The organism is Chitinophaga sp. 9-1-y (assembly GCF_059511905.2).
The window spans coordinates 4158480-4183650 of record NZ_CM197955.1 but is presented as its reverse complement, the minus strand read 5'-3'; the positions used below and the strand labels follow the sequence as shown (position 1 = coordinate 4183650).

Annotated in this window: 24 protein-coding genes; 13 read left to right on the top strand and 11 right to left on the bottom strand. The window is 44.3% G+C overall.

The annotated features are described in order from the left end of the window. The first annotated feature begins 92 nt into the window (after positions 1-92). Positions 93-842 (top strand): DeoR family transcriptional regulator, encoded by a 750-nt coding sequence (locus AC5ZC7_RS16440; protein WP_496157826.1) that lies wholly within the window; start codon positions 93-95, stop codon positions 840-842. Positions 843-923: 81 nt separating this feature from the next. Here AC5ZC7_RS16440 and AC5ZC7_RS16435 read toward each other — a convergent pair whose 3' ends face one another. After that, complete coding sequence (locus tag AC5ZC7_RS16435) at positions 924-1742, bottom strand: alpha/beta fold hydrolase (RefSeq protein ID WP_496157827.1); 819 nt, start codon at positions 1740-1742, stop codon at positions 924-926. 283 nt (positions 1743-2025) lie between these two features. Next, a complete protein-coding gene (locus tag AC5ZC7_RS16430; RefSeq protein WP_496157828.1) occupies positions 2026-2514 on the bottom strand; it encodes a lipocalin family protein in 489 nt (162 codons plus the stop codon). A gap of 268 nt (positions 2515-2782) precedes the next feature. On the opposite strand from AC5ZC7_RS16430, the gene AC5ZC7_RS16425 reads away from it, so the two are divergent. Beyond that, the gene (locus AC5ZC7_RS16425; RefSeq protein WP_496157829.1) at positions 2783-3784 is read left to right on the top strand and encodes a lipase family protein; all 1002 of its coding nucleotides are present in this window, start codon (positions 2783-2785) and stop codon (positions 3782-3784) included. Between the two features lie 111 nt (positions 3785-3895). Here the strand turns inward: AC5ZC7_RS16425 and AC5ZC7_RS16420 are convergent, their stop codons facing one another. Then, entirely contained in the window at positions 3896-4591 is a 696-nt protein-coding gene (locus AC5ZC7_RS16420; RefSeq protein WP_496157830.1) for a response regulator, read from the bottom strand. Continuing rightward, positions 4578-6023, bottom strand: coding sequence for an ATP-binding protein (locus tag AC5ZC7_RS16415; RefSeq protein ID WP_496157831.1), 1446 nt, complete (start codon positions 6021-6023; stop codon positions 4578-4580). Before AC5ZC7_RS16415 ends, AC5ZC7_RS16420 begins: the two co-directional genes overlap by 14 nt. Before the next feature lie 230 nt (positions 6024-6253). On the opposite strand from AC5ZC7_RS16415, the gene AC5ZC7_RS16410 reads away from it, so the two are divergent. The 8 genes from AC5ZC7_RS16410 (at position 6254) to AC5ZC7_RS16375 (ending at position 15675) form a co-directional block, all read left to right on the top strand. Then, on the top strand, positions 6254-8653 hold the full coding sequence (locus tag AC5ZC7_RS16410; protein WP_496157832.1) for an outer membrane beta-barrel protein: 2400 nt from the start codon (positions 6254-6256) through the stop codon (positions 8651-8653). A gap of 95 nt (positions 8654-8748) precedes the next feature. Continuing rightward, a complete protein-coding gene (locus tag AC5ZC7_RS16405; protein ID WP_496157833.1) occupies positions 8749-9393 on the top strand; it encodes a LuxR C-terminal-related transcriptional regulator in 645 nt (214 codons plus the stop codon). A 131-nt stretch (positions 9394-9524) separates the two neighbouring features. Then, a complete protein-coding gene (locus tag AC5ZC7_RS16400; protein ID WP_496157834.1) occupies positions 9525-9713 on the top strand; it encodes a hypothetical protein in 189 nt (62 codons plus the stop codon). 97 nt (positions 9714-9810) lie between these two features. Further along, the gene (locus AC5ZC7_RS16395) at positions 9811-11064 is read left to right on the top strand and encodes a radical SAM protein (protein WP_496157835.1); all 1254 of its coding nucleotides are present in this window, start codon (positions 9811-9813) and stop codon (positions 11062-11064) included. Positions 11065-11094: 30 nt separating this feature from the next. After that, the gene (locus tag AC5ZC7_RS16390; protein ID WP_496157836.1) at positions 11095-12225 is read left to right on the top strand and encodes a hypothetical protein; all 1131 of its coding nucleotides are present in this window, start codon (positions 11095-11097) and stop codon (positions 12223-12225) included. A gap of 21 nt (positions 12226-12246) precedes the next feature. Beyond that, positions 12247-14460 carry a cysteine peptidase family C39 domain-containing protein gene (locus tag AC5ZC7_RS16385; RefSeq protein WP_496157837.1) on the top strand — a complete coding sequence of 738 codons (2214 nt, stop codon included), beginning with the start codon at positions 12247-12249 and terminating at the stop codon, positions 14458-14460. After that, positions 14457-14999 carry a hypothetical protein gene (locus AC5ZC7_RS16380; protein WP_496157838.1) on the top strand — a complete coding sequence of 181 codons (543 nt, stop codon included), beginning with the start codon at positions 14457-14459 and terminating at the stop codon, positions 14997-14999. Before AC5ZC7_RS16385 ends, AC5ZC7_RS16380 begins: the two co-directional genes overlap by 4 nt. 94 nt (positions 15000-15093) lie before the next feature. Then, positions 15094-15675 carry a cyclic nucleotide-binding domain-containing protein gene (locus AC5ZC7_RS16375; RefSeq protein ID WP_496157839.1) on the top strand — a complete coding sequence of 194 codons (582 nt, stop codon included), beginning with the start codon at positions 15094-15096 and terminating at the stop codon, positions 15673-15675. Between the two features lie 12 nt (positions 15676-15687). On the opposite strand, the gene AC5ZC7_RS16370 is transcribed toward AC5ZC7_RS16375, so the two are convergent. From AC5ZC7_RS16370 to AC5ZC7_RS16355, 4 genes are read right to left on the bottom strand one after another with little or no spacing between them, the layout of a single operon-like run. Then, positions 15688-16308: a dienelactone hydrolase family protein gene (locus tag AC5ZC7_RS16370; RefSeq protein ID WP_496157840.1), complete on the bottom strand. Its 621-nt coding sequence runs from the start codon at positions 16306-16308 to the stop codon at positions 15688-15690. A gap of 55 nt (positions 16309-16363) precedes the next feature. Beyond that, the gene (locus AC5ZC7_RS16365; protein WP_496157841.1) at positions 16364-17296 is read right to left on the bottom strand and encodes a VOC family protein; all 933 of its coding nucleotides are present in this window, start codon (positions 17294-17296) and stop codon (positions 16364-16366) included. A gap of 14 nt (positions 17297-17310) precedes the next feature. Then, on the bottom strand, positions 17311-17616 hold the full coding sequence (locus AC5ZC7_RS16360) for a response regulator (protein WP_496157842.1): 306 nt from the start codon (positions 17614-17616) through the stop codon (positions 17311-17313). Between the two features lie 4 nt (positions 17617-17620). Further along, on the bottom strand, positions 17621-18346 hold the full coding sequence (locus AC5ZC7_RS16355; RefSeq protein WP_496157843.1) for a pirin family protein: 726 nt from the start codon (positions 18344-18346) through the stop codon (positions 17621-17623). A 201-nt stretch (positions 18347-18547) separates the two neighbouring features. On the opposite strand from AC5ZC7_RS16355, the gene AC5ZC7_RS16350 reads away from it, so the two are divergent. Further along, positions 18548-20125, top strand: coding sequence for a Na+/H+ antiporter (locus AC5ZC7_RS16350; protein WP_496157844.1), 1578 nt, complete (start codon positions 18548-18550; stop codon positions 20123-20125). A gap of 66 nt (positions 20126-20191) precedes the next feature. Here AC5ZC7_RS16350 and AC5ZC7_RS16345 read toward each other — a convergent pair whose 3' ends face one another. After that, complete coding sequence (locus AC5ZC7_RS16345; RefSeq protein WP_496157845.1) at positions 20192-21055, bottom strand: DUF6624 domain-containing protein; 864 nt, start codon at positions 21053-21055, stop codon at positions 20192-20194. A gap of 148 nt (positions 21056-21203) precedes the next feature. Here AC5ZC7_RS16345 and AC5ZC7_RS16340 point away from each other — a divergent pair, with 148 nt between their 5' ends. Then, the gene (locus AC5ZC7_RS16340) at positions 21204-22592 is read left to right on the top strand and encodes an MFS transporter (RefSeq protein ID WP_496157846.1); all 1389 of its coding nucleotides are present in this window, start codon (positions 21204-21206) and stop codon (positions 22590-22592) included. Between the two features lie 122 nt (positions 22593-22714). Here AC5ZC7_RS16340 and AC5ZC7_RS16335 read toward each other — a convergent pair whose 3' ends face one another. Both AC5ZC7_RS16335 and AC5ZC7_RS16330 read right to left on the bottom strand, forming a co-directional pair. Beyond that, entirely contained in the window at positions 22715-22918 is a 204-nt protein-coding gene (locus AC5ZC7_RS16335; protein ID WP_496157847.1) for a helix-turn-helix domain-containing protein, read from the bottom strand. A gap of 10 nt (positions 22919-22928) precedes the next feature. Further along, positions 22929-23276 (bottom strand): hypothetical protein, encoded by a 348-nt coding sequence (locus AC5ZC7_RS16330; RefSeq protein ID WP_496157848.1) that lies wholly within the window; start codon positions 23274-23276, stop codon positions 22929-22931. 745 nt (positions 23277-24021) lie between these two features. On the opposite strand from AC5ZC7_RS16330, the gene AC5ZC7_RS16325 reads away from it, so the two are divergent. Then, positions 24022-25086, top strand: coding sequence for an alkaline phosphatase (locus tag AC5ZC7_RS16325; protein ID WP_496157850.1), 1065 nt, complete (start codon positions 24022-24024; stop codon positions 25084-25086). Positions 25087-25171 lie beyond the last annotated feature (85 nt).

Sequence of the window (25171 nt, the reverse complement as noted above, 5' to 3'; positions counted from 1 at the left end):
CGTTTTATTATATTTGAAACACGCTAAAACACGCATCATTAGATTGGATTACTTTTTTTTAAATTTGTGCAGTTTAAAAAAACATGCCGCCAATGTTGAAAGAAGAACGCCAGGCCTTTATCATGAGACAGATCAACCTGCATAATAAAGTATTGTCAACGGACATTAGTGCTATGCTCAGCATCTCTGAAGATACCGTTCGGCGTGACCTGAAAGAGATGTCGGAAGAAGGGAAGGTGCTAAAAGTACATGGAGGCGCTATAGGCCGCTCTTTTCATTATCCATTTAATGCCAACAACGCCGTGTACGCGCAGTCGGCCAAGCAACAAATTGCCCAAAAAATTATTAAGCTCCTGAAAAATGATATGGTGGTACTCACCGGAGGAGGTACCACCATGATTGAACTGGCCAAAAGTATCCCTGAAAGCCTGCGTGTAACCTTTTTTACCATCAGCCCACTGGTGGCACTTGAACTGGTGGAACACCGCAATCTTACCGTGATCAGCATCGGTGGCCAGCTTTCTCCCAGTTCACATGTGCATATGGGCGCCAGCGTGATCAACCAGCTGGCAGATATTAAAGTAGATCTTTGCCTGCTGGGCGCCAATGGCTTCTCCGTCCAGGATGGAATGACAGATTCCGATTGGGAAGTGGTACAAGTGAAAAGAGCCATGATTCGCGCTGCCAAGAAATTGGCGATCATCAGCATTGCAGAAAAACTGAATTCTTCCCAACGCATGAAAGTATGCGATCTTAACCAAATCAATTACCTCATCACAGAACTGGCCCCGGATAGTCATTTTCTTTCCCCTTATCAGCACACCGGCATGGAATTGCTTTGATAAATCCGGGTAGATGATGGCGGTTATTTAAAGGTAGAATACCGGTAATGCATGGCCATATTGACGGGCAGATCTATCCGGTTACTTCAGAAAATTGTTCAGATAGTTCAAAATCGTTGTTGTCTGCATCATCAGGCTCACATGGCTTTGTGATGGAACAATGGCTAGTTGCGATTTGGGCAATTGACCCGACAGATCAGCAGAAACAGCCCCTCCCAATAATTGATATGTTTTTATCAACTCAATCTTATCCAGTCCGTCATTGTCGCCGGATATGATTAATACCGGGGCGGAAATTTTTGAAATATTATCATCGCCGAAATCGAATGGCGTCACGGCGCTGGCAATCATCTGCTCTAAAAACTTTGTCCAGGCTGTTTTATCAGGAGCAACTGCCTCGTAGGCGGTTTGCATAGGAGAGTTGGCAAAAAGTGCCGGTTTCATATTTTTAAACGCACTGTTTACTGCTGGTAACCAGCCACTGCTTTTATAAGTAGCAGAAATGATGACTAATTTTCTTAACCGTTGCGGACTTTGTATGGCAAACTGATATGCCACTGCGCCGCCAAAGCTAAATCCAGCCACATCAGCACTGTCAATTTTCAGGTAATCCATTACCTTTTCTACATCACTGGCCAAAGTAGCATGGGATAGTTTTCTGTCAGAAAACGGGGTATGTCCATGCCCTTGCAATTCAATAGCAATGACTTTCCTGTTTTTTGACAGCTCAGGGATTAACTGGCCCCAGTTGGAGTTAATGGTCATAAAGGCGCCATGTAACAGTACAATGGGCTGACCTTCGCCATAGACTTCATAATAAACTTTGATACCGTTAACAGGTGCATATCCACTGCTGGATGGTTTGATTTGCTGTGCGTTTGATGCTGATACTGTAGCCATAATGATTGCAATTAGTAATATGGATGTAAGAAAATGGAATGAATTTTTCATAGCGATTAAATTTTATTGACAACACAAAGATGACGTTCATTTTAGGATTTGACCCGGGGAGAAAACGACAACTTAAGGGATGAATTGCGACAGAATAGTGTTTGTCGCTGGTGTCGCTAAGAGGGGGAAAGGCTTATTGCACTAACGGGAAGCCTGCTAAGGCCGGGAAAGCCGAAGTATCGGGGAATTTTGAGGTATAGCTCATTATTGCTGATGGGCCAGGCCGTGGCTACTATATCTCCTTTACTTTATAGGCACCTGTAATAGTATGTTTTTTACCTTCTGTGTCAGAAAATTCATACACGACTACCATTTTACTGGCAGATAGTTCTTTTATTGTAACCACCTGCGGCTTTTCCACGCCTATATGATGCGAGGTAATTTGTTTGGTGGCAGGATCATATTTCCAGACACCGGATTCAATGATGACCGCTTCATCTTCATCACACTTGCTGGTGCCATGATGTGTCATCACCTTGCCATTTGATTTAAACATTTCTGCATCATCCTTATCGCACTCCTCCATAATAGAACGCAGGTCATTGTCGGGTTTGCCATCCAGGTTCATGTCGGCTGCCGGAACAATGGAAGAAGATTCAAGGACCCAGTATTTATCACTGAAAGAAGGTTGTTGCCGGGGTGTCAGGGGGACGCTGAAAGCGGTTATCATTAAAGCGCCAGCCGCAGCAGCAATAGAAAATATAGGTTTGTTCGTTTTCATAAAATGAAAATACAAAAAAGGAAAGAGATCGGTAAATTTTCCGGGATAGAAAAATTACCGGCGATGATAGTAGTATGCAGTCATGCCAATCATCAAAAAATATCCGGCCAAATAACGATGCGGTAACCGTTCTTTTTATTTATTGAATATTTAATTCGGAATCCAAATAATTATCATACCTTAATGCCCTCAATTTAACCAGGAAAAAAGTCATGTAAAAACCCTCATATCTCCCTATTTTATTTTCTCATCTCAAAATACCATAAACATGAAAACCGAAAACATCACACAACCTTTTCAAGCAACACTTGCTGTACAACTCTGCAACGTAGCCGCAGACTACAACCCTGTTAAGGACATAGGTCAGCTCATGCCAGGCTGGAAAATAGTATGGACCAGTGGAGACTATACGGACCCCAATTACTCATTTGTGGCGGTAGACGCCACAGGGAATCAGTATGTACTGATCACCAGGGGATCTGTTGCTGACGGCAAGGAATTCTCCGACTGGGATATCTTTGTTGACTGGGTATTGGAAGACCTGAACGACGTAATGGTACCCTGGGGATTTTCCGAATCAAAAACGGCGGCTATAAGCGCCGGCGTCAATATTGTATTCACCAGCATGTTGTTGGAGAAGGATGGCCTGGGAAGTGGTAAGCGGCTTCTTGAGTTTTTGATTGAGAATACCGTCGCTCCTGGTAAGCAGTTGATCATTGCAGGACATAGCCTGGGTGGTAATTTGTCCAAAGTGTATGCGTCTTTTTACGTGGAAACGCTTAAAAACCTGCCTATACCATTGCCTACTGACAATATATCCCTTGTTACTTTTGCCGCGCCAGCATCCGGTAACAGCGAATTTGTCAATGACCTGCAGAATAAAATCCCTTCAGCCTGGCATTATAGGAATATCCACGACGCAGTTCCCGGTTTTCCAACGGAGAGTGGCCTCATCGATACCAGTAAATTATATGTACCTACACCACTGGCTGCTGCCATTAAGTTTACCGTAGACAAAAAAACGGTAACACTGCAGGAGATTTACCTGGGACTGGCACAGCAATTCAAAAATTGTGATTACCAGCAGGCCACGAAGAACTATATTACCTTCAAGGTACCGCTGTTTCCAAAGTATGCTGATAATAGCATTGGAAGTTGGCTGGGCCAGGCTGGTTTACAACATCAGCTATTTAACTATGCGAATTACCTGGGCATAACACTGCCGGAAGTAAATAAAGCAAATGCTGTTACAGTACCACAAGCACTTTAAACAGATCTTTCTGATAGCATGATAGGGTGCCTGCATTATTGAAAAAGATAGCAGGCGCCCTTCATCTGTTTCCTGAGCAGGCAGTCGCAAAGCTTCCTGGTAAAAGATTCACTATTCTGCGGATAACAGCAATTTATAGCCAATGCCTCTCAGGTTCATGATATTAATATTCTTTTCGGCAGAAAGCCGTTTTCTGATCTGTGTCAGGTGAACATCCATGCTGCGGGACGTGTAGTAGTCATCGTTTCCCCATATTTGTTGGAGCAGTACACTTCGTTGCACAATTTGATTAACATTTAATACCAGGATCTCCAGCAGGATGGTCTCCTTATAGGAGAGAATGAACCGGTTGGTAGATGTTATCAGCGTTTGATGTATGGTATCAAGTGTACAGTTCCCGAAATGATAAATCTCTCTTTTGTGTGTTGCATCGTTGTTATTAAATCTCGTCAGAAGGGCATCAATCCTGATGAGTAGCTCGTCGATACTGAAGGGCTTTCTGAGATAATCATTTCCACCATGCCTGAATCCTTTGACGATATCTTCCGTTTGTACTTTGGCACTGAGGAAAATGATAGGGATCTCTTTGGTAAGACCTCTTACCTGCCCCGCAAGATCGTAGCCATTAATTCCAGGCAACATCACATCCAATAAACAGAGATGGGGTTCCCAGGACATAAATTGCTCAAAGAAGATAGTGCCATTATCTATATGCAGTACGTCATAGCCACCTGTTTTTAATCCGTCGCAGACAATTTTGGCTAAAAAAGGTTCATCTTCCGCATACATTATTTTATACTTCGTCATACAGCGGGAATTGAATGATAAATGTGCTTCCGTGTCCTTTATTGCTTTGTACTTTAATCGTTCCCTGGTGTTGCTGTAGGATCTCCTTTACATAATGCAAGCCCAGCCCACTTCCTTTGGTATTATGCACATCGAAATCAGGTACCCGGAAGAATCTTTCAAATATTTTTTTATGGTAGATGGGGGCAATGCCAATTCCATTATCTTTTACAAATACTATCACCCGTTTATCTTTTAGCTTACAGGTAATATTGATTTGCGGCGCCTGTTCAACATATTTAAGTGCGTTATCCAGCACATTAAAGAAAATATTTTCAAGGTGTATAGGGTCGCCTATCACCATTACCTGTTGTTGACAGGGAGCGAAATGAATGATCGCCTTTTTTTTCTGACGAAGGAGCTCTAAAGAATTGACCACATCCTTTATGAGCAATTGAAGATCAACTGGCTCCACCTGGAGAGACAGTGATGTTCCTTCTTCCGGGTTCAGGTTTAATATTTTTTCGATCATGAAATTAAGTCGTTCCAATTCTATCTGGCTCATATGTATATACTCATAGAGTTGTTCCCGGTTATTTTCCAGTTTATACTTAATAATGGATTCCAGTGCCACTGATATTGTTGCAACGGGCGTTTTAAATTCGTGTGTCATATTACTGATAAAACCGAGTCGCTCCTGCGAAAATAGCCGCTGCAGGCGGATAAAGCGAAGTAGGAAATAAAATGCGAAAGAAATGATGAGTGTTGTGATAAGGTTGGAAAGAAGGAAATACCTGAGAAGATACCAGACAGGCAGCTGAAGGGAGGGGATGATGAGGCGGTATTTGGCAAAATGATGTAGGTTGTAAGAATAGCTGTTGCTCCGGTAATCAGCATTTTTAACGGGCATGCTTTGTGGATATGCAGATAGCAGCGTGTCCTTTCCATAGCTGTATAAAGCATATGTGGAGGAGGAAATATTAGCTGCGGCTTTCAACTTCACCCGTATCACAGAATCCATGAAGTGAAGAGACTGGGCATCCTGCGGGCTTTGGAGGATATTTTCCTGGAAGTTTTCCCGTTTATTAGGTGCAGGTTCCTGGTGTGACTTCAATTTGAATCGAAGACTAAATTCGATGGAGTCGGGGGTAATATCATAATCGAAACTACTTCTTAAACCGCCAATTTTACTATTGTCAAAAGCGTTTCTCAGCTGTCCCCATTGCGGAGAAAGCAGGAATTGCCGGAAACTCTTGTCGGAAATATTGCTACCCCCCAGCGATTGGTAGACAGATAGTAGCGAAGCCTCGTTAACAATGCCTTCCAGTTGCTGTTTCAATTGTTTTTCCTGGGAGTGATAGGTAGCATAAATCCAGAGTGCCTGGAAGGTGCAGCACAGTAGCATACAAATCGCCACGAAATGATAAATGTACTTTGGTTGAAAAAGACGCATGTTTTCGTCGGTAAAATAGGGTACTGTATTATTTAAAGGTTATTTGAAAATCAATTAGATAGATCGGGAAATGTACCCTGTTGGTATATCTTGGGTTAACACATCAGATCTGCCTGGTCCCTAAAAATAAGGAATTTTCACCATTCCGGGATCGCCGGACTTAACTCTATTTAACAAATCTTAACAACCCTTAAGATTTAAAAAGAATAGGTTCGAAGAAATTAAGTGGAATGCTGAAATCCTTTGCTATCCTATTCTTGCTGGTTTACCCTTTTATGCTTTGTGCACAGCACAAGGTGAGAGGAAGGGTGCTATGTGAAGGACAGCCATTGCCCTTCGCCAGCATTAGCATTCGTGACAGCGTTCAGGTGGTAGTTACCCGGTTATCTGAGCAGGATGGTAGTTTTCTGTTGTCTCTTCCGGATGGGAAGTATCAGTTGGAAGCCAGCCTGGTTGGATATAAAACACATGATACCAGTTTTACCATACCAGCTTCCGGAGAGTTCCTGGTGGTAATGGAAAAGGAGAGCCGTCAACTTTCTACCGTCAGCATATCCGGATCGAAACCATTGGTAGAGCGGAAACTGGACCGCATTGTATTCAATGTTCAGAATAGTATCATCGCCAGCGGAGGAACTGCCTGGGAGGCCCTGGCCAGGGCGCCGGGGGTAAGGACCACCGCCAACGGAAATGTTACTGCCATGGGTAAAGGAGCCGTGATTTATATCAATAACAGGATGTTACGGTTATCCGGAGAAGACCTTGCCGCCTTTTTGCAGGGACAGAATGCCGACAATATACAGCGAATAGAGGTGATCGTAAATCCTCCTGCATCTTTCGACGCCCAGGGAGGAGCGGTGATTAACATTGTTACAAAAAAAATGCTTGCGGGCGGCCTTAACGCCGTGATTTCCGGTGGTATTACACAATCGGTACTCACAGGGGGGCGACTGGGAAGCAATTTCAACTACCGGGAGGGGAAATGGAATGTTTATGGAAGCCTGGGCGGTAACATCAGCAGGAAAGATTACCACGAGGATAATTACATTGTTTTTGGCTTGCCAAACAGCAATTCTTACTGGAAAGGAGTGAAACAAGGCCAGCGACGTGGAGAAACGGTCACTTATAAGCTGGGAGCCGATTTCGCTATTAACAGTCGTCATATAGTGGGCTTCATACTCGATGGTGCTGCGGGCAACAGAACACGGCCTGTTGATATACGGACGGACGTTTACCAGCCCGATTTTAAAGGAATAGATTCATTGCTTACTACACACAACGCAACGGAGAGTGCCATCAACCAGCAGTCTTTTAACTTAAACTACAGCGGCACGCTGGATACGGGGAAAGCAAGTACCATCAATGTTGATATTGATATTTCCCCGTTTCACAACCGGAAAAACCAGGAGGTAGATTTCGCATCCTATAAACCTGATAGCAGCAAACCTGCATACCGGGAGTTTAATAACACTCATTCGTGGCAGGATATCAGCATCATTTCGGGCCGGCTGGATTACTCACAGCAATTTAATAAAAACTGGCGTTTCGACATAGGAGGAAAGTATAACAACACATTCAACAAAAGCGATCTGCGCTTTTACAACCTGGAAAATAATATTCCCCGTTATGATACCCTGAGAAGCAGTGAGTTTCACTATACAGAGAAAAACCTCGCGCTGTATGTGAATATGCAGGGCGCTATTGGGAAGCTATCTGTAGAAACCGGCTTACGAGGAGAGTATACATGGACAACCGGATATCTTGTCACAAAAAATCTGTTGAATGAGCGTAATTATTTGAAGATATTTCCAACAGTTTTCATCGTCTATAGCATCAACGACAAACATGAACTGAACGCTTATTACGGGCGGCGGATAAACCGGCCGGATTACTGGCGCTTAAATCCATTCAGGTATTATACCAGCCCTTATACTTATTTAGAAGGAAACCCATACCTCCGGCCAGCATTTGTTAACGAAATAGAATTAGGATATTCCTTCAAAAAACATATCAGCATTACACTTTTTTACAACGATACGAGAGACTATTTCAGCAATATAACCATACAGGACAATACCCACAATATTTTCTATGATACACAACGGAACCTCGACCAAAGTCTGGAAACGGGTATACACGCTACTATCCCTTATACTCCCTTCAGTTGGTGGGAAATAAATGCTTTTTTGCAGGCATCTTATAAAAAGGAAAAATCTGGTTTCCTGGATAGTAAATACAACTACGACACCTGGTTTGCCTATGTCAATCTCACACAGGCATTTACCATCTCCCGGAAGCAAGGCTGGAAAGGAGAAATTACCACCTGGTACGCATCGCCAGGCATACAGGGGATTTATCGTATAGCAGCTAACTACGATGTTAGCTTGGGCATACGAAAAATGTTATGGGATGGAAAGGGAAGTATCCAGCTTTCAGTGGCAGATATTTTCTATAGTAATTTTTACAGGATTGATGTTAATTATGAAAACCAACGGAACGGATTCAGGGAGAAAACAGACACGCGCTCAGTAGCGCTTAATTTTAATTATAAAATAGGAAAGAAGAAAATTGCCGCTATACGTAGCAGAAAAACATCCAATGAGGACGAGAAAAAACGCGCCACCAATTAACGCGAAAACCCACTTTGTTAGGACCCGTTTTATTTAGAGCACAACGATGATAAACCCAACATGTATCTGAAATTAACCCTTAAAGCCTTAATGCTATGAACTGTATTATTATTGCAAAAAGTGACGCGTCTTATGTCGGTATTTTCACTGAATATCTTATGGAGAAAGGGTTTACCCATGTCACTGTAACACCTCCTGCTATCGGGGAGGTGAGAAGGGAGTCGGCAAAAATGGTTTACCACTATGCGTTGATAGATTTGGAAGATGACGGAATAGAAGGTTTTGAAGTAGCCAGGATCATCAAGAAGATCTCCCCCCGCACACATTGCCTGATCCGGATTTCGCCGGACGATTTTAAGCTTGATTTTCTTATTCATTTTGACATCAGCGGATATCTCTCCCCCAATAGTTCGCTGAAAGAACTTATGCAATGTTTTGAACTGATTAAAGAAGGTTACCGGTTTATGAGCAGGGATATCCGGGAAAAATTATCACAGATAGAAAGCATTACTCCAAAGGATTTTTCTGATAACAGTCTTACGAAGCAAGAGAACCGGATTCTTAATATGGTGATGAAAGGTAAGAGTACCGGGGAAATTGCCAGGGAACTTTTCCTTAGTATTAATACCATTAATAATCACAAAACACGGATCAGGAATAAATTGAATCTTCAAAGTAACCGCCAGTTAGTGGCATATGTGATACAGTGGAGAAATCGTGTTCATCAAAATGCCTGTTAGCAGATTTCTGCTAAGTAAGGCTCCAGTTAGATCAGTTACTGCTATTGACTTGTGGCTTGTGTTCGTCTAAATTGTGAGAACATTTCTGGGGCCTCAAATTGCATTTTTCAACTAATTAAATCCAACAAAAAATGGAAAAGAAAATTAAATTCAGCGCAAATCAGGCGCAACTGATCGCCAAATCTATCGATGCTTTCAAAAACGAAACAGTTAAGAAAGTAGCTAAATCTTATTTTGGTGGTAATGTTCCTTCTCACTCTAAAGGAACTTATTCTCAGAGCTATAGCAGAAGTTCTCAGGAAGAACCAGCTAGTCTGTAATCACATTTTAGTTTCAATAAAAGCCCACAAGGAATTTTCCTGGGGCTTTTATTTCTTATCCCTCTAATAACCTCACGCTGAATCTAACCTTATGACAATGCTGAAATGTAACACGCTCGTATTGAAAGTCGCCAGCAGATGTAATCTTAACTGCACTTACTGTTACATGTATAACATGGGAGACAGTACTTACCGAAATCAACCCAAAGTCATGAGTGATAAAGTGGTGGAATCACTACTGGAGAGAGTAAGGAATCATTGTCAGCAATACGGGATTGAGTCGTTTAATTTCGCTTTCCACGGTGGGGAACCACTATTGGCAGGGGAAGATTTCTTCATTCGGTTTATAAGTAAAGCGAATGCCATGTTAGAGGGTGTGGCAGCAATTACCTACCTGGTTCAAACCAATGGCACCTTACTGACCCGGCAATGGTGCGAGTTTTTCGACACCTGGAACGTTCAGATAGGTGTTAGTCTTGACGGAACCCCTGAAGCCAATGATCAATATAGGATTGATCATGCAGGAAGAGGTTCCTATAACCAGATTCTTGCAGGGTTGAAATTGGCGCAGCAATATACCGTAAAGAACAGCCAACCCGGCGTTTTGTCCGTTGTTAACATAGATGCAGATCCCCTCGATATCTACGTGCATTTCAAAGAAATTGGTGTGAATAATATCAGTTTCCTTTTGCCGGACTCTAATTTTGATAAACTGCCGCCCGCGCCTGCCGCTGAAAGTCTTTTTTCAGGTGATACCCCTTATGCGGACTGGTTGATCCGGCTTTTCGATACCTGGTTTTTTGATGATAAAAGCCGGTTGACCATTCAATATTTCCGGAAGATTATTCATGCCGTTTTGGGAAGGGAAGTAGTCTCTGAATTGCTTGGTACGGCCAATAATGAAGTATTGGTGATAGAAACGGATGGCAGTATAGAACCGCTTGACGTGCTGAAAATCTGTGGAGATGGCTTCACGAAAAACGACGCCAACGTCTTGTCTCACGAATTGGAGGAAGCTCTCAATACCCCCCTGGCAAATCTATATCAGTTAAGTCATACGAAGATCTGTGCAAAATGTGCCTCCTGCCCGGTAGGTGAAATCTGCGGCGGCGGTTACCTGCCGCATCGCTACAGTGCTGCCAATGGATTTAATAACCCTTCTGTTTACTGCAACGATTTGCTGAAGTTGATCACACATATTCAGAACCGGGTGATCAGCCAGTTGCCCCAGGATTTACTGGAGGAAGCCGGTGTAACCATGCTCACTTATGAGGAGGCATTGCAAATATTGGAAGCAACAGCAGCCGGCGGTGAAGGATCCCGGTTTGCCGAAGAACTGGAAGCGTATTGATCTGATATTTATTATATAAAATTTACTGATATGATCGGCACCTACAATGATACTGGTATATATACAGTGCTGGCTCCTTTTCAATTTAATAAAGGTGATAACCTGCCGTTTTATAAAACGGTGTTATCGCTTTTTATTTCTATTTTAAAACGGAACTTTGAAACATTGATGGCAGGCGGAAACTTATACCACGCCAATGATACCAGGCAGTTGGCCAGCCAGCTGAATGACCCCGACCTGATGGAGTATCTGCTGCAACCGGAAGTATCTCACCGGTTGTTATTTGACTATGAAAAAGTGTATGGTAAAGACGATTTCTTTCTGAGTACGTTGTCTGCTCATCTTGCAAAGAAAACGGGTACCTATGATATAGCCCTGGGTAGCCGTATCTGGTCTGCCAACGGGGACTTCCTCATCTCATCTGAAGAGGTGGCCGGAAGTTACGAAACATTTGAAGCGCCCCGGGTAGCCGGGCGTATACCGATAGATTTTTTCAGCCCCTGTTGCCTGGGCTTATCTGCAGAAGAAATACAGGAGGGGCAGCATACTGCATTCGATCTGTATAGCATAGAAGAAGCTGAGAATATCTTCACGCACCTGGAAGATGCCGTGTTGCCATTAGCAGATAATAGCAATTTCCACGAGTTGATTTGCTTATTCAATAATGTGCTGATGGTAAAAAAACAACAGAATCCTAATGGCAGAAAGCCGTTTATATCGGGCTCAGATGGTTATTACATCGGCAGAACGCATGTGATGAATCCGGATGTAGTGAGCCGTGAGCCTATTGCAGAAATGTTTGTTCATGAGGCTATTCACTCTATATTATATATGCTGGAAGAGCATGGGCCATGGATGCCCGGTGTTGAAGATGCCCGTCGTATCGGCATAAATGTACCTTCTAACTGGTCCGGTAACCGGTTGAGTATCCGCAGTTATTTCCAGGCGGTGTTTGTATGGTTTGGTATCTGGAATCTCTGGCGATTTGCCCGGGAAAACAACCGGTATAACCAGGAGTGGATAAGTAAAAGATTACAGTTTGTGGTCAACGGTTTTGCTACGCTTGACCTGGATGGTATCCGGAAAAAATATGGCATCCGTTTGCCGGATGAAACCGTGGATGCAGTACTGGCAGCAAAGAAAATAGTATTGGAAGGGTAGTCACTATTAAACAGATGCGCTTTGTGGTTCGATAAATTTCACTTTATACAGCAGCATGATCATGCTGATTGTGGACCTGCCTGCCTGGCAATGGTTTGCCATTTTTATGGCCGGCCGGTAAGCCTGCAACAAATTAAAGGAACTACCGCATTAACGAGGCAGGGGATGTCGTTGGAGAGTTTATCCAATAAGTCTGTTGAATTGGGTTTCAGGGCGCTGAGTGTGCAAACAACCCTCGCTAAGCTGGCCGCCAATGCGCCGCTGCCGGCCATCATACATTGGGAGGAAAATCACTTCGTGGTAGTTTACAAGATTACCGCGACGCATGTTTTTATCGCTGATCCGGGAAAAGGAAAACTAAAACTCACCCATGACCGGTTTACAGGTGGTTGGGTAGCCAGGGGAGAGGAGGATAATGCTGGCGTGGTATTGTTACTGGAACCTGCCGAAGAATTTTTTCATGCGGATGCAAAGCTGGAGGCTAAGGCAGGTACTGTTCTGCCGTTTATTACCGGTTACCTGGGAAGATACAGGCTGAATATATTACAAATCATATTCGGATTATTCCTGGGAAGTTTGATTCAGTTGGTAGTACCCTTCCTGACACAGTCTATTGTAGATAAAGGGATCGGTTATTCGGACAGCTCTTTTATATACGCCATCCTGGCGATCCAGTTGGTATTGTATTTGAGCGCTACCGGCATTGAGTTCATGCGAACCTGGGTCTTCATACACCTGAGTACCCGGATCAACGTACTTATTATATCTGATTTCCTGGCTAAGCTGATGCGACTGCCGGTTGGATTTTTTGACTCAAAGATCATCGGCGACCTTACCCAGCGTATTAACGATCATAAGCGTATTGAACAATTTATTACGGATACATTGGTGAAGAGCCTGTTCTCTATTTTCACGCTGCTGGTGTTTGCGGCTATCCTGCTTTATTTCAGTTTGCCTGTTTTTTGCATTTTCATCACAGGAACGGTACTGCAGCTTTCGTGGATTTTTTTCTTTCTCCGGAAGCTAAGATTGCTCGATTATGAATCTTTTGCATTGCTGGCGAAAGATAATAGTAAAATCCTGGAGATCATTACCGGAATGCAGGAGATAAAGTTTAACAACCTGGAAGAAGACAAGAAAAATGAATGGCAGGAAATCCAGTCTTCTCTTTTCGGTGTGAGCCTTGCAAAATTGCGGACCAACCAGGTAGAACAGGGAGGAACGCGTTTCATTGGCTACCTGCAGATCATCCTCATTGTATTTTTCTCTGCCCTGGCGGCTTTGCACCATGAGATGACGTTGGGTACCATGATGTCTGTACTTTTTATTACGGGCCAGTTAAACGCACCCGTTACGCAATTAATCAATTTTATCCTGTCGGCCCAGATGGCGAGGATCAGTATGAGCCGCCTGGCAGAAGTACATCAGCATGCGGAAGAAGAAGCAGCCGGCGTTCATAAACTGGAAACCTTACCGGAAGCCCATGATCTCGAATTGAGGGATGTGCGTTTTAGTTATACGGAAGGATTGGAGGTGCTGAGAGGGATTAATGTCCACATACCCAAAAACAAGATTACGGCGATTGTTGGGTTGAGCGGCAGTGGGAAAACTACCTTAATCAGGTTGTTACTGAAATATTACACTCATTTTTCGGGACAGATCACGGTAGGTGACGTTCCCCTGAAAGACATCCGGAATGCTTACTGGAGAAGCCAATGCGGAGCTGTTCTACAGGATAGTTTTATATTTTCAGAATCAATTGCCTATAATATTTCATTGCAGCGGGACCCTGATCCGGAGCGACTTTTAAACGCAGCAGTGGCGGCTAATATTTATGAATTTATCACTTCATTGCCGCTTCAATACAATACCCGGATAGGGCAGGAGGGATTTGGTATCAGTCATGGGCAAAAACAAAGGATACTCATCGCCAGGGCCATTTACAAGAACCCCCGGCTGATCTTTTTTGATGAAGCGACCAATTCATTAGATGCAAAAAATGAATTTATTATCATGCAAAATCTGCAGCATTTTTTCAAAGGACGTACAGTGGTGATTGTAGCGCACCGTTTAAGCACTGTCAGAAATGCTGACCAGATCATTGTCCTGGAACAGGGGAAGATCGTGGAATCAGGTACGCACTACGAATTGATGGCATCCGAAGGCAGTTACTATTCGCTGGTGAAAAACCAGGTTGAGCTGGGAGCCAGGGATGTTTTACAAGCAGAAATATGAGAAGCACCATTATTCATACCAATTATCCTTCGCAAAACGGGATGCAGTCACTAGCAGATCTGTCGGAGCCAGTAACAACAGGCTTCTCGAAGCCATTCCCCCGTTGGATTAATCGCTGGACTATTTTATTACTGGGCGCTTTTTTCCTGTTGCCATTAACATTACTGTTGTTTATCAGGCAACCGGTGTATACAAAGATCCCCTTTTCTGTAGAAGGTAGTACGGGGAAACCTGGTATTACATTGACCGTAAGTAGTGCCATCGCTGCAGAACACAACGCCGGCGACCATATTGTTTTATTAACAGATGCCAATGGCTACCAGCCAGCGGCACGGTACACCGGCTATCTTTCGTCAATAGCGCCACTGGGTGCAAATGAATGCAAACTTTTTATAATGCCGGTAGCCGGAAAAATGGATGGATTGTTTATAAAGGGCGCAGATGGTGGCCCGCACCTGATCACCGGACAGGCTATATTAAAGAGGACTTACGTGTCTATTTTAAGAAAGATATTTTATCGCGAATCCCCCACACCATAATCAGGGTGGCGCATAAAAATATCCTAAGTGCCGGGTGGTATTTATGTATCATAAATGTTTGCCTAAAAAGTAGAATTGATACTATCTTTACTCCATGTACGAACAGATAGACCAATTCGTAGACAAGTGCATCCAGCTCACACCAGAAGAGCGCAGCTACTTCCACTCTCTGTTAAAATTAAAGAGAGTCCGCAAACGCACCTTCCTCCTACAGGAAGGCGAAATTTGCGACTTTGAAGCCTTTATCGTCAAAGGCTGTATAAGAACGTATTTCCTCAGCGACGATGGCACCGAAACTATTCTCTCTTTCGCCATTGAAAACTGGTGGGTCAGTGATTTATACAGCTTCACGGATCAGCTGCCATCGAATATGTTTATTGAAACGCTGGAAGATTCCGAACTGCTGATGATTGATTATAAGAGTAAGAAGACCTTATTCGAAACGGTTCCTAAGTTTGAAACCTTATTCAGGCTACTGGTACAGCGTTCGTTGTTTGCCTTGCAACGCCGCTTTCATAGCCTGGTGTCACAAACGGCGGAGCAGCGTTATATAGCTTTTATGGAGAAGTATCCGGAAATAGTACAACGGGTGCCACAGCACCAGATTGCCCGTTATTTAGGGGTGTCGCCTGAGTTTTTAAGTAAAGTACGCGGGGCGATGAACAAAAAAAAGTAAGCCCCAACGGACTTACTTAAACACCAGTTTGTTTGCCTGGTGGATTTCTTCTCCGGTAATGGTATGACCCATATCCGGGTAGATGGTGGCGGTCACCACAGCTCCCATAGATTGCAGGATAGCGGCGGATTCATGTACCCTGGAAACCGGTACGTGGAAGTCCGGGTCGCTGCTGCCTATATATACCGGGGTTTGGTTAAAATTCCCTTTATAATTCTCCGTATATAATTTATCGCCGATCAGGCCGCCGGTAAAGGCTACGATTCCGCCATATTTAGTGGCGTTCCGGGTGGTAAATTCCAACGTCAGACAAGCACCTTGCGAAAACCCCAGGAAGTAAATGTTTTCCGGGGAGATTCCTGCTGCTACTACCTCATCCACTATTTGTGTCAGTTGTTTCAGTGCCTGGGTCAGGTAAGGTTCATTCTGTGACGGTGGCGCCAGGAACGACTGGGGATACCAGGTGTTGCCGTTGGCCTGTGGGGCCAGTATGGCGAAGTCTGATACGTTGAGATGAGGCGCCAGCGAAACGATGTCTCTGCCGGAACCGCCACGGCCGTGGATCATAATCAATGCCTTCCTGGCTTGTTCTAATGGTACGCCCGCTGTTACTATATTTTTCTGATGTATCATATTGTTTCCTTTTTCATTTCAGTGGGTACGCAGCGCGTACCCACTGTATTATCATTTATTTCAAAACCGGTAACACCTTTTCAATTTCCTGCCTGGAAGGCTCATATTGTTTAGGGAGTTGCAGGCTGGAACCCAGGGTTGGCAGTGACTCATCCACGGTGAAGCCTGGATTATCGGTGGCTATTTCAAACAGCACGCCTCCTGGTTCTCTGAAGTAGAGCGAGAAGAAGTAATCCCTGTCAATTTTAGGCGTGATCTGGTGCCCGGCAGAGAGGATTTTCTCACGGAACTCCATCTGCACTTTATCATCGGCTACGCGAAAGGCGATGTGGTGGTTGGTGCCGCCAGCATTGTGCCCGGGTGCGCCATCCGGTGTTGCCAGTAAGTCGATGATGTTGGCGCTATCTACCGAGTTGGTGATAAAGCGGTAACGATTGTCTTCCTGTGATTGCAGGGTATATCCGAAGATGTCTGTCAGGATTTTAGCCGTAGGCTCAATATTTTTCAGGGTGAGGGTAGTGCTGTGAAATCCTTTGGTAGCAACATCTGCGTTGATATCTGCGGTGATCCAGGGGCGACGTGTATCCGTTGCCGTTTCCACGAAGCTGAGTTGAAGGCCGTCCGGATCGGTGAACCGGAGGTATTTTTCACCCAGTCGTTCGATGGTTTCTTCGAAAGGAACGTTGAATTGTTTAAAGCGTTCTTTCCAGGATTCGAGACTACCTGTGGGAACGGTGTAAGTGATTTCAGTAGCCATTCCGGTGCCGGTGCGACCTTTACTGATGCCTTCCCATGGGAAGAAAGTGAGGATGGTACCGGGGGCTCCCTGTTCGTTACCGAAATAGAAATGGTAGGTGCCGGGATCATCGAAGTTCACGGTTTTCTTTACCAGTCGTTGTCCGAGTACTTTGGTGTAGAAGTCGAGATTGCGTTGAGCATTACCTGCAATAGCAGTGATGTGGTGTAAGCCTAATATTTTATCGTTCATAAGAAATTTTTTTGTCAGATGAAAAATGCGATGCGGATTTCGTTTTCGAGCAGTCCGCTACCACCGCCATAGTGGCGGATAATGCGGGTATTTGTGTGAGCAGTAGCTTGTCGGAGCTGGGCTTCTTCTTCCGTGTTGACGCCTGCGCATAACAGGATGCCATCGTACGGATGTTGCTGCAGCAGCGCCAGTGCTTCCGGAAGAGAAGCTGCCGTGGTGCCTGTCCAGCCTTCATGCTTATTAATCAGGCGGTGCACCACCTCCATGATTTCGGCATGGTAGCCTACTGCAAGAATGTTCAGTGATGATTTATCTGTCATGGTATTACTGTTGAATAGTCATGGGTACATCAATAACGAGTACCGTAGTGTGATTACTTTTAGCGGTGCCTTTGAAAGTGCTGGTATCGCTGATGCCCAGGGCGTCGCCGGCGGATAGTGTATGCCCGTCAATGTCCACGCTACCATCAATGATGTATACGTAAGCACCGTTGCCACTGTGTTTCACGTCGTAGCTGAAGGGCTGATCCGCAGCGAATTTACCCATGCTCAGGTAAGCTTCCTGGTTGATTGGGGCGGTATCTGCCGCCGCCTGCGGTGCTACGAAGGTGCCAAACCGGTTAACGAAGGAGGCTTCGTTCAGTGTTACCTGGCCATAATGTGGTGTCACATTCAGTTGGGCAGGATAAATCCAGATTTGCAGGAAGCGGGTAGCGAGGTGTTGCTCATGGTTATATTCACTGTGAAAAACACCGCTGCCGGTACTCATGATCTGGATGTCCCCGGTTTTGATGACGGCCTCATTGCCCAGGTTATCTTTATGAATCAGACTTCCCTGCAGGGGAATGGAGATAATCTCCATGTTATCGTGCGGGTGTCTGCCAAATCCTTTACCAGGTTGTACTATATCGTCATTAAATACGCGCAGTGCACCAAACTGGATCCTTTTAGGATTGTAATAATCCGCGAAGCTGAAAGTCTTTTTACTTTCCAGCCAGTCATTGTGTTCATGGTGCCTGCTGTCTTCTTTATGTAGGATATATTTGGTCATATGCGTTGTTGTTATTGATGATGTAAAATTGCAAAGAAGTGGGAGGGTGGCCAATAACCTTGTTTAAGAAACTATCTTAATCTAGGTTAAGATTTTGGGAGAAGGGAAGACGGCGGGGCATCTTTATCCATGTAAGTGCCCGGAAGGTCTTGTTTACCCGGATTTTCCCTATTTTTAGTGAGCGCAAATACATTCCCACTGATGCATACGATACTTCCTTTTCTTCTTGCCATGATTGCAGTTATTGTGTTGTTGGAAATGCTGGCCACCCGGTTAAAAATCGCCTATCCAATTTTGTTGGTGATAGCGGGACTCTTATTAAGCTTTGTTCCCGGCCTGCCGCCCATTCGGATAAATCCCGACCTTATATTTTTCCTGGTGCTTCCTCCTTTATTGTTTGAGGCGGCATGGAGTATTTCATTTAAAGAGATGAAAAAGTGGTGGCGTATTATCGGCAGCTTCGCTTTCCTGGTGGTGTTTTTTACTGCGCTGAGTGTGGCCCTTGCGGCCAATTATTTCATACCGGGGTTTTCAATTGCACTGGGCTTTCTGCTGGGGGGCATTGTTTCTCCACCTGATGCAGTGAGCACAAGCGCTATTATGAAGTTCGTAAAAATGCCGCGGGGGAGTTCTACCATCCTGGAAGGAGAAAGTTTACTCAATGATGCGTCAGCGCTTATTATATTCCGCTTTGCATTGGTGGCGGTGGGTACCGGACAATTTATCTGGCAGGATGCAGCCATCAGTTTTATATGGATGATTGTTGGCGGCGCCGGAATTGGCTGGGTATTGGGATGGCTGTTTGTACAGATTCACCGGCGACTGCCTACCGATGCTGCCTCAGATATCACCTTAACCATTATTGAACCTTACCTGATGTACTGGGTGGCAGAGCAATTACATAGTTCGGGTGTGCTGGCCGTTGTAGCAGGTGGTTTGTATCTGTCTGGTAAACGATTACTTTTTTTAAATAGTATGAGTCGTATCCAGGCCTATAGCGTTTGGGATAATTTTGTTTTCATTTTAAACGGCGTAGTGTTTTTGATTATCGGGTTAGATCTTCCTGAGATTGTGGGGGGATTACGCTCAGAGGGCATATCTATACGCATGGCGATGGGGTATGGCCTGATAGTAACCGCTGTACTGATTCTTGTGAGGATTCTCAGCGCTTATATTGCATTGATTGCTACGCTGATTTTTCGTCCAAAGGTAGCGCCACGCACTACTTCGCTCAAGGGCCGTTTTATATTGCCGTTAGTACTGGGCTGGTCGGGTATGCGGGGGGTAGTTTCATTGGCGGCCGCGTTATCTATTCCGGTTATGTACAACCAGGTAGTCTTTCCTCAACGAAACCTGATCCTGTTCATCACTTTTGTGGTGATATTATTTACATTGGTGGTACAGGGACTTACGTTACCTTATCTGATCAATCGTTCCAAAGTATTTCTTGCGCCTGTTGATGAAACCGAAGAAGAAACTACCCGGAGAATCAAACATGGCCTGAAGCAGCATATTTACCAGTTTCTGAAAGAAAATTATGAAAATAAGCTGCCTGATCATATGGGTGTTCAGAAGATGATGCAGCACTGGGAAGAACGGGCCAAAGCAGAAAAGGACGACTGGATGGATGAGAAGATAAAAATCATTTATTTAGAAACGCTGGAGAGTCAACGGCAATACCTTACAGGGCTTAATAATGATCCATTAATCAACGAAGAGTTGATCCGCAAACAGCTGTACCAGATTGACCTGGAGGAAGTGCGTTTACGTATGCTTTGAGTTGGTTGGTTATTCCTGGATGGATAAAGGGAAGAGGATAACTCACTCCTTTATCCATCCAATTTTTTATCGCAACATCGCATAAATATCATAAAAATCCATCTTTCCTTTAATCCCGTAATTCACCGTTTTAAATCCTGTCTTTTCCAACGTCACTTTCGCTCCCGCAATTTTTTCTTTCTCCACAGTGATCATAAAAAATCCATTTTCATCAGACATGCCAATTTTCTCACCGGCAATGGAAACATTTACGCTATCCAGCGGCTTCTCACCCGGTTCCCAGATATGCCCTATCAGCAGGCAATATTTACTAAAATCTGTTTGGGGTGGATGATTATACCTGAACCCTGAAGAAGCGAAGAATTCATTCAGTGGAGGAACACCTATCTGTTTCCGGAGAGAGTCTGCGAGCACCCAGTTTTCTATAGGGTAAGGATAAGAATTGCCCAGGTTGTCGGAGGCGGCCTGTGATCCATATAGTTGTGCTTTCCCCTGCTTAGACCGTAACCGGTCTACAAAGTAAGCGTATTCAATGGGGGAGATCTCTTTACGTTGCCAGGCCGTATCTACCCAGGGGGCATATTTGATTTGTGCTTCCAGTTGTGCGTGTTGTATGACGTAGAAAAATGCGCTGTTAGCCTTTTTAGAAATCAGCGGGACGGGTATCCACCCGTATTGATCAATAATAGGGAAAACAACCTGTTGATTGGCCGAGTCCTGCGCTCCCAGCTTTTTCCCCAACTCCTTGCAGGCAGCAGAAATGCCGCTATGCTCCGTCATACATTGGTTGAATTGTTTTCTTACTTCCTGGTCCAGTGTAAAGGCCTTTTCCAGGTCTGCTGTAATCCTTTTTCTTTCCTGACGGGTGAGTTGTTGGGCAGTTAAGGTCAAACTCACAAAAGTAAACAGGCATAGTAATAGAAACTTCATGGGATGCATTTGCATAAAAGATAAGAGAACTTATTGAAAATACCACGGGGTATTTCACAGGAGCAATAAAAAAATACTTGTCGCTTTTCCGGTTGTCAGGCGGACAGGGGAGGAATACTTTTGTGCAGGTAAATAAACGACTGACTATATGAGAACCGCTCCGACTGCTATCAATAAATGGTTTGCGCTGCTGATTATCCTTACTGCGCCACTGTTATATGTGATAGACATCTTTATTATTAACATCGCCATTCCTACTATCAAAAGCAGCTTACATGCTACTGATGGGGAAGTACAACTGGTGATTGCCGCTTACCTGCTGGGGAGTGCCTGTTTCTTAATCACTGGCGCCAGGGCAGGGGATTATCTTGGCAAAAAAAAAGTTTTCTTTTGGGGGATGTGTTGGTTTACGGTGACCTCCTGCTTATGCGGCTTATGCCAAACGCCTGCACAGTTGAATATTGCCCGGTTTTTCCAGGGGGTGAGTTCGGCGTTTATGGTAACGCAGTCTATTTCGCTGATACAGGTGTTGTTTCCGGTGCCGGAAGAAAGAGCCAAAGCTATTGGCTGGTATGGTATTACGCTGAGTATTGCGGCTATTATCGGGCAGATGTTGGGTGGTTACCTGGCGGAAACACATTTTGCTATTGAGGGCTGGCGACTGATATTTTTTATTAACCTGCCGGTAGGGATGGCTGCGTTGTGGGCTATCTGGCGTTATCTGCCGGAAACAGCAAAAATGGCACAGGTACAATTTGATTATCCGGGTGCCATGGTGTTGACGGCATCATTGGGATGTTTGATTTATGCGATTACGGAAGGTCGCGAACAACACTGGCCCTGGTGGAGTTTTGGGCTGATGATACTATCACTGGTGTTGTTGCGTATTTTCGTGTATACGCAGAAAAGAAGGTCGATGCCACTAATCAATCTCCGGTTATTTAAACAACCGGCTTTTAATATCGGCTTGCTGGCGGTGCTTTTTCACTTTATGTTACATACGGCTTACCTGTTGATGATGGCGGTATTCCTGCAAAATGGCCTGGGCATTACGGCGTTGGCTTGTGGTGCTTGTTTTATCCCACACGCTTTATTATTCATGTTATCGTCGGTGGTGGCGTCGCGGTTACTGGTAAGATATGGCAAGCGTGTATTGCAGGCCGGGTTGTTGATTATCCTGGTGGCTTTTTTGTTGCAGATTTTATGTAATCCAGGTCCGTTGCTGTCGGTGTTGTTTATTGCGATATATGGGCTGGGTAATGGGCTGGTGCTGCCTTTCCTGCTGAATATTGTGTTGGATAATGTACCTGTGGAAGATGCGGGTGCTGCATCGGGCATCTTCTCCACTTTTCAACAAACGGCTTCCGGGTTGGGGATCAGTATCATTGGCGGGATATTTTTTGCGGTATTGGAAGCGAAGCAACATCCCATGATATACGCCAGCGCGTTGCGTTACGGACTAATGGCGGGAATTGGATGTTTAATGATAGTAGCGCTGATGTTATATTGGTTACCTGGCCGGCCGGCTAGAAAATAAATCAAAAAGGACGTTCTATTTATTGGGGCGTCCTTATAAATCTCTTGCACGTTTCAGCTGCACCTGGCGATGATGCAATGCGTAAATCTGCCATAACATCCAATTCTACAAGGTAAATCTGCTCATAAATCTTTCTCTTCTAATTTAAATATTTCATCCACGGTACATTCAAAGAAACGCGCGATTTTCAGCGCCAGCAATGTAGACGGAATAAATTTACCGATTTCAATGGAGTTAATCGTTTGCCGCGACACCTTTACTTGCTCTGCCAGCTCCGCCTGGGTAAGGTTTTTCTTTGCACGCTCCACTTTTATTGAATTTATCATGTTGTGTGAGTTATTTGAAAGAATAGAACCGGATGTAGTAGATGATCAACGAAAGTGAGAATACCAATATCATAAAATGATTGATGTCTGTTAATGGGAAAGCCAGCCATTGCGTGCTTAACAGCTTCAATACATAAGAAAGTATAAATGAAAAATATAACGACGACGCTTTTAAACTCACCGATCTTTCATCTTCATATTTCGAGGGGGCTGTAAATAGTATAAATAGCCCCGATAACAACAGGGTGTCTTTATGCGTATCCATTAGAAAAATAGGTATGGCGATGAGAATACAAAGGATACCTACATATTTCTGAAACATAAATAGCCGGGTAAAGCTTTTTGATCTGGTCAACATAATGTTAGGTTTATTTTTCATAAAGATAAGTAAAATGTATAAAAAGACAAGTTTACTTTACATTTTTTTGTACACTCGATAAGCAGGGAGAAAATATGAACATCGTAAATGGACATAAAAAAAGCCCCACGTTTTTTCGTGGAGCTTCTACCAAAAATATAGTGCTTTAGGAATGTCTTTTAAGCAACCGGAGCATGTTAACTATGAATCTTACCATCAGGAATGTCAAAGCGAAAATGCCGATGGGCATCAGCAATGCAGCACCATACCAGTGATTTAATTTTGCCATAGCGCTAATAACAACTGTCACGATAGACAAAAGGGTTAAAACTTCAATGAACTTACTCATAATGTCTTTTTGTGGTTCCAAAAAAATGATAAAACTAAGGTACCAAATATTTCTAAAGCAGGGCGGTAATAAACCGTTGCTTGATAAATTAAAAGCAACAGGCAGTACCCCATCTCCCTACATTCAATTATTGCAAAAAGCTACTACTTAATCTTTCATACAAGAGCTTTGCCGCTGTATTATAACGAACCAACAGTATGCAGGATGCGCGGATCAGATAGCAGCACCGGCGAACAAAGCCGCCCTCATTTTGATGAAATCTATGAACTGTTAAAGCAGGCGTGAATGAAATATTCCCGATACCGCAGTCGCAGATTAACCTGAGCTGGGGTGTGCTGGTACAAAATCCCGGTTTTTAATCGCCAACTTTTGTATTTTATACTATAAAAGCACTACATGAAAAGATACCATATAGCAGTTGTGCTCATCCTGCCATGGCTTGCGATGTCCTGTGTACAGCCTGCAGCCACATCTCCCCATACCCTTAAAAATATCATTTTTATGGTGGGCGATGGCATGGGTACTACGCAGATTTACGCGGGACTAACCGCCAACAAAGGCTCACTGAACCTGGAGCGTTTCAAATACATCGGCTTTTCGAAGACCAATTCTGCCAATAACTATATGACGGAGTCGGCAGCAGGAGCTACGGCTTTTGCAATCGGGCAGAAGACCTATAACGGCGCAATAGGTGTAGACACTGCGGGGCATCCGCAACCTACCATCCTGGAAATTGCGAAGCAACATGGATTGTCCACCGGCATCGTAGTAACCACCGATATTACAGATGCCACACCTGCTACTTTTGCCACCCATGAAAAATCCCGGGAAATGCAGGCAGAGATAGCCGCAGACTATGTAAAGGCCAACGTGGACGTGCTGATTGGCGCTGGTCGTGAGCATTTCGACCAACGGAAAGATGGTCGTAATCTCTTAACGGAATTCATGCAGCAAGGTTACCAGGTAAAGCATACCACAGATGATATTGTACAGGTGAGACAGGGAAAACTAGTAGGCCTCGTGAAAGAAGAGCGGGTGGCCGGAAGAGGCGACCAGCTGACACGTACCACCAATGCAGCTTTACAGTTGTTGCAGCAAAATAAGAAAGGATTTTTTCTCCTGGTGGAAGGATCTAAAATCGATGACGGCGGCCATGCCAATGACCTTCCGTATGTGACAGAAGAAGTGATCGATTTTGATAAAGCCATCAAAGCCGCGCTGGACTTTGCCGACAAAGACGGAGAAACGCTGGTGGTGGTGACCGCAGACCACGAAACCGGTGGCCTTACCATCTCCGAAGGAGATCTTACTACCGGGAATATCAGTGGTAAATTTTCTACGGATGATCATACGGGAGTGATGGTGCCGGTATTCGCTTACGGGCCGGGTGCTGAGGCTTTCATGGGTATTTACCATAACAATACCATCTTCACAAAATTTATGCAGGTATTGAAATTCTGATGACCAGGTGAACATTATATCCCCCGGAATGCAGTAGCTGTCTGGGGGATTTTTATTGGAGATACTACCGGATCATGATTATATT

Bases quoted from the DNA above. Each gene is read 5' to 3' on its own strand.
- AC5ZC7_RS16440 (WP_496157826.1), top strand. From the start codon at position 93: ATGTTGAAAGAAGAACGCCAGGCCTTTATCATGAGACAGATCAACCTG.
- AC5ZC7_RS16435 (WP_496157827.1), bottom strand. From the start codon at position 1,742: ATGGCTACAGTATCAGCATCAAACGCACAGCAAATCAAACCATCCAGC.
- AC5ZC7_RS16430 (WP_496157828.1), bottom strand. From the start codon at position 2,514: ATGAAAACGAACAAACCTATATTTTCTATTGCTGCTGCGGCTGGCGCT.
- AC5ZC7_RS16425 (WP_496157829.1), top strand. From the start codon at position 2,783: ATGAAAACCGAAAACATCACACAACCTTTTCAAGCAACACTTGCTGTA.
- AC5ZC7_RS16420 (WP_496157830.1), bottom strand. From the start codon at position 4,591: ATGACGAAGTATAAAATAATGTATGCGGAAGATGAACCTTTTTTAGCC.
- AC5ZC7_RS16415 (WP_496157831.1), bottom strand. From the start codon at position 6,023: ATGCGTCTTTTTCAACCAAAGTACATTTATCATTTCGTGGCGATTTGT.
- AC5ZC7_RS16410 (WP_496157832.1), top strand. From the start codon at position 6,254: ATGCTGAAATCCTTTGCTATCCTATTCTTGCTGGTTTACCCTTTTATG.
- AC5ZC7_RS16405 (WP_496157833.1), top strand. From the start codon at position 8,749: ATGAACTGTATTATTATTGCAAAAAGTGACGCGTCTTATGTCGGTATT.
- AC5ZC7_RS16400 (WP_496157834.1), top strand. From the start codon at position 9,525: ATGGAAAAGAAAATTAAATTCAGCGCAAATCAGGCGCAACTGATCGCC.
- AC5ZC7_RS16395 (WP_496157835.1), top strand. From the start codon at position 9,811: ATGCTGAAATGTAACACGCTCGTATTGAAAGTCGCCAGCAGATGTAAT.
- AC5ZC7_RS16390 (WP_496157836.1), top strand. From the start codon at position 11,095: ATGATCGGCACCTACAATGATACTGGTATATATACAGTGCTGGCTCCT.
- AC5ZC7_RS16380 (WP_496157838.1), top strand. From the start codon at position 14,457: ATGAGAAGCACCATTATTCATACCAATTATCCTTCGCAAAACGGGATG.
- AC5ZC7_RS16375 (WP_496157839.1), top strand. From the start codon at position 15,094: ATGTACGAACAGATAGACCAATTCGTAGACAAGTGCATCCAGCTCACA.
- AC5ZC7_RS16370 (WP_496157840.1), bottom strand. From the start codon at position 16,308: ATGATACATCAGAAAAATATAGTAACAGCGGGCGTACCATTAGAACAA.
- AC5ZC7_RS16365 (WP_496157841.1), bottom strand. From the start codon at position 17,296: ATGAACGATAAAATATTAGGCTTACACCACATCACTGCTATTGCAGGT.
- AC5ZC7_RS16360 (WP_496157842.1), bottom strand. From the start codon at position 17,616: ATGACAGATAAATCATCACTGAACATTCTTGCAGTAGGCTACCATGCC.
- AC5ZC7_RS16355 (WP_496157843.1), bottom strand. From the start codon at position 18,346: ATGACCAAATATATCCTACATAAAGAAGACAGCAGGCACCATGAACAC.
- AC5ZC7_RS16350 (WP_496157844.1), top strand. From the start codon at position 18,548: ATGCATACGATACTTCCTTTTCTTCTTGCCATGATTGCAGTTATTGTG.
- AC5ZC7_RS16345 (WP_496157845.1), bottom strand. From the start codon at position 21,055: ATGAAGTTTCTATTACTATGCCTGTTTACTTTTGTGAGTTTGACCTTA.
- AC5ZC7_RS16340 (WP_496157846.1), top strand. From the start codon at position 21,204: ATGAGAACCGCTCCGACTGCTATCAATAAATGGTTTGCGCTGCTGATT.
- AC5ZC7_RS16335 (WP_496157847.1), bottom strand. From the start codon at position 22,918: ATGATAAATTCAATAAAAGTGGAGCGTGCAAAGAAAAACCTTACCCAG.
- AC5ZC7_RS16330 (WP_496157848.1), bottom strand. From the start codon at position 23,276: ATGTTGACCAGATCAAAAAGCTTTACCCGGCTATTTATGTTTCAGAAA.
- AC5ZC7_RS16325 (WP_496157850.1), top strand. From the start codon at position 24,022: ATGAAAAGATACCATATAGCAGTTGTGCTCATCCTGCCATGGCTTGCG.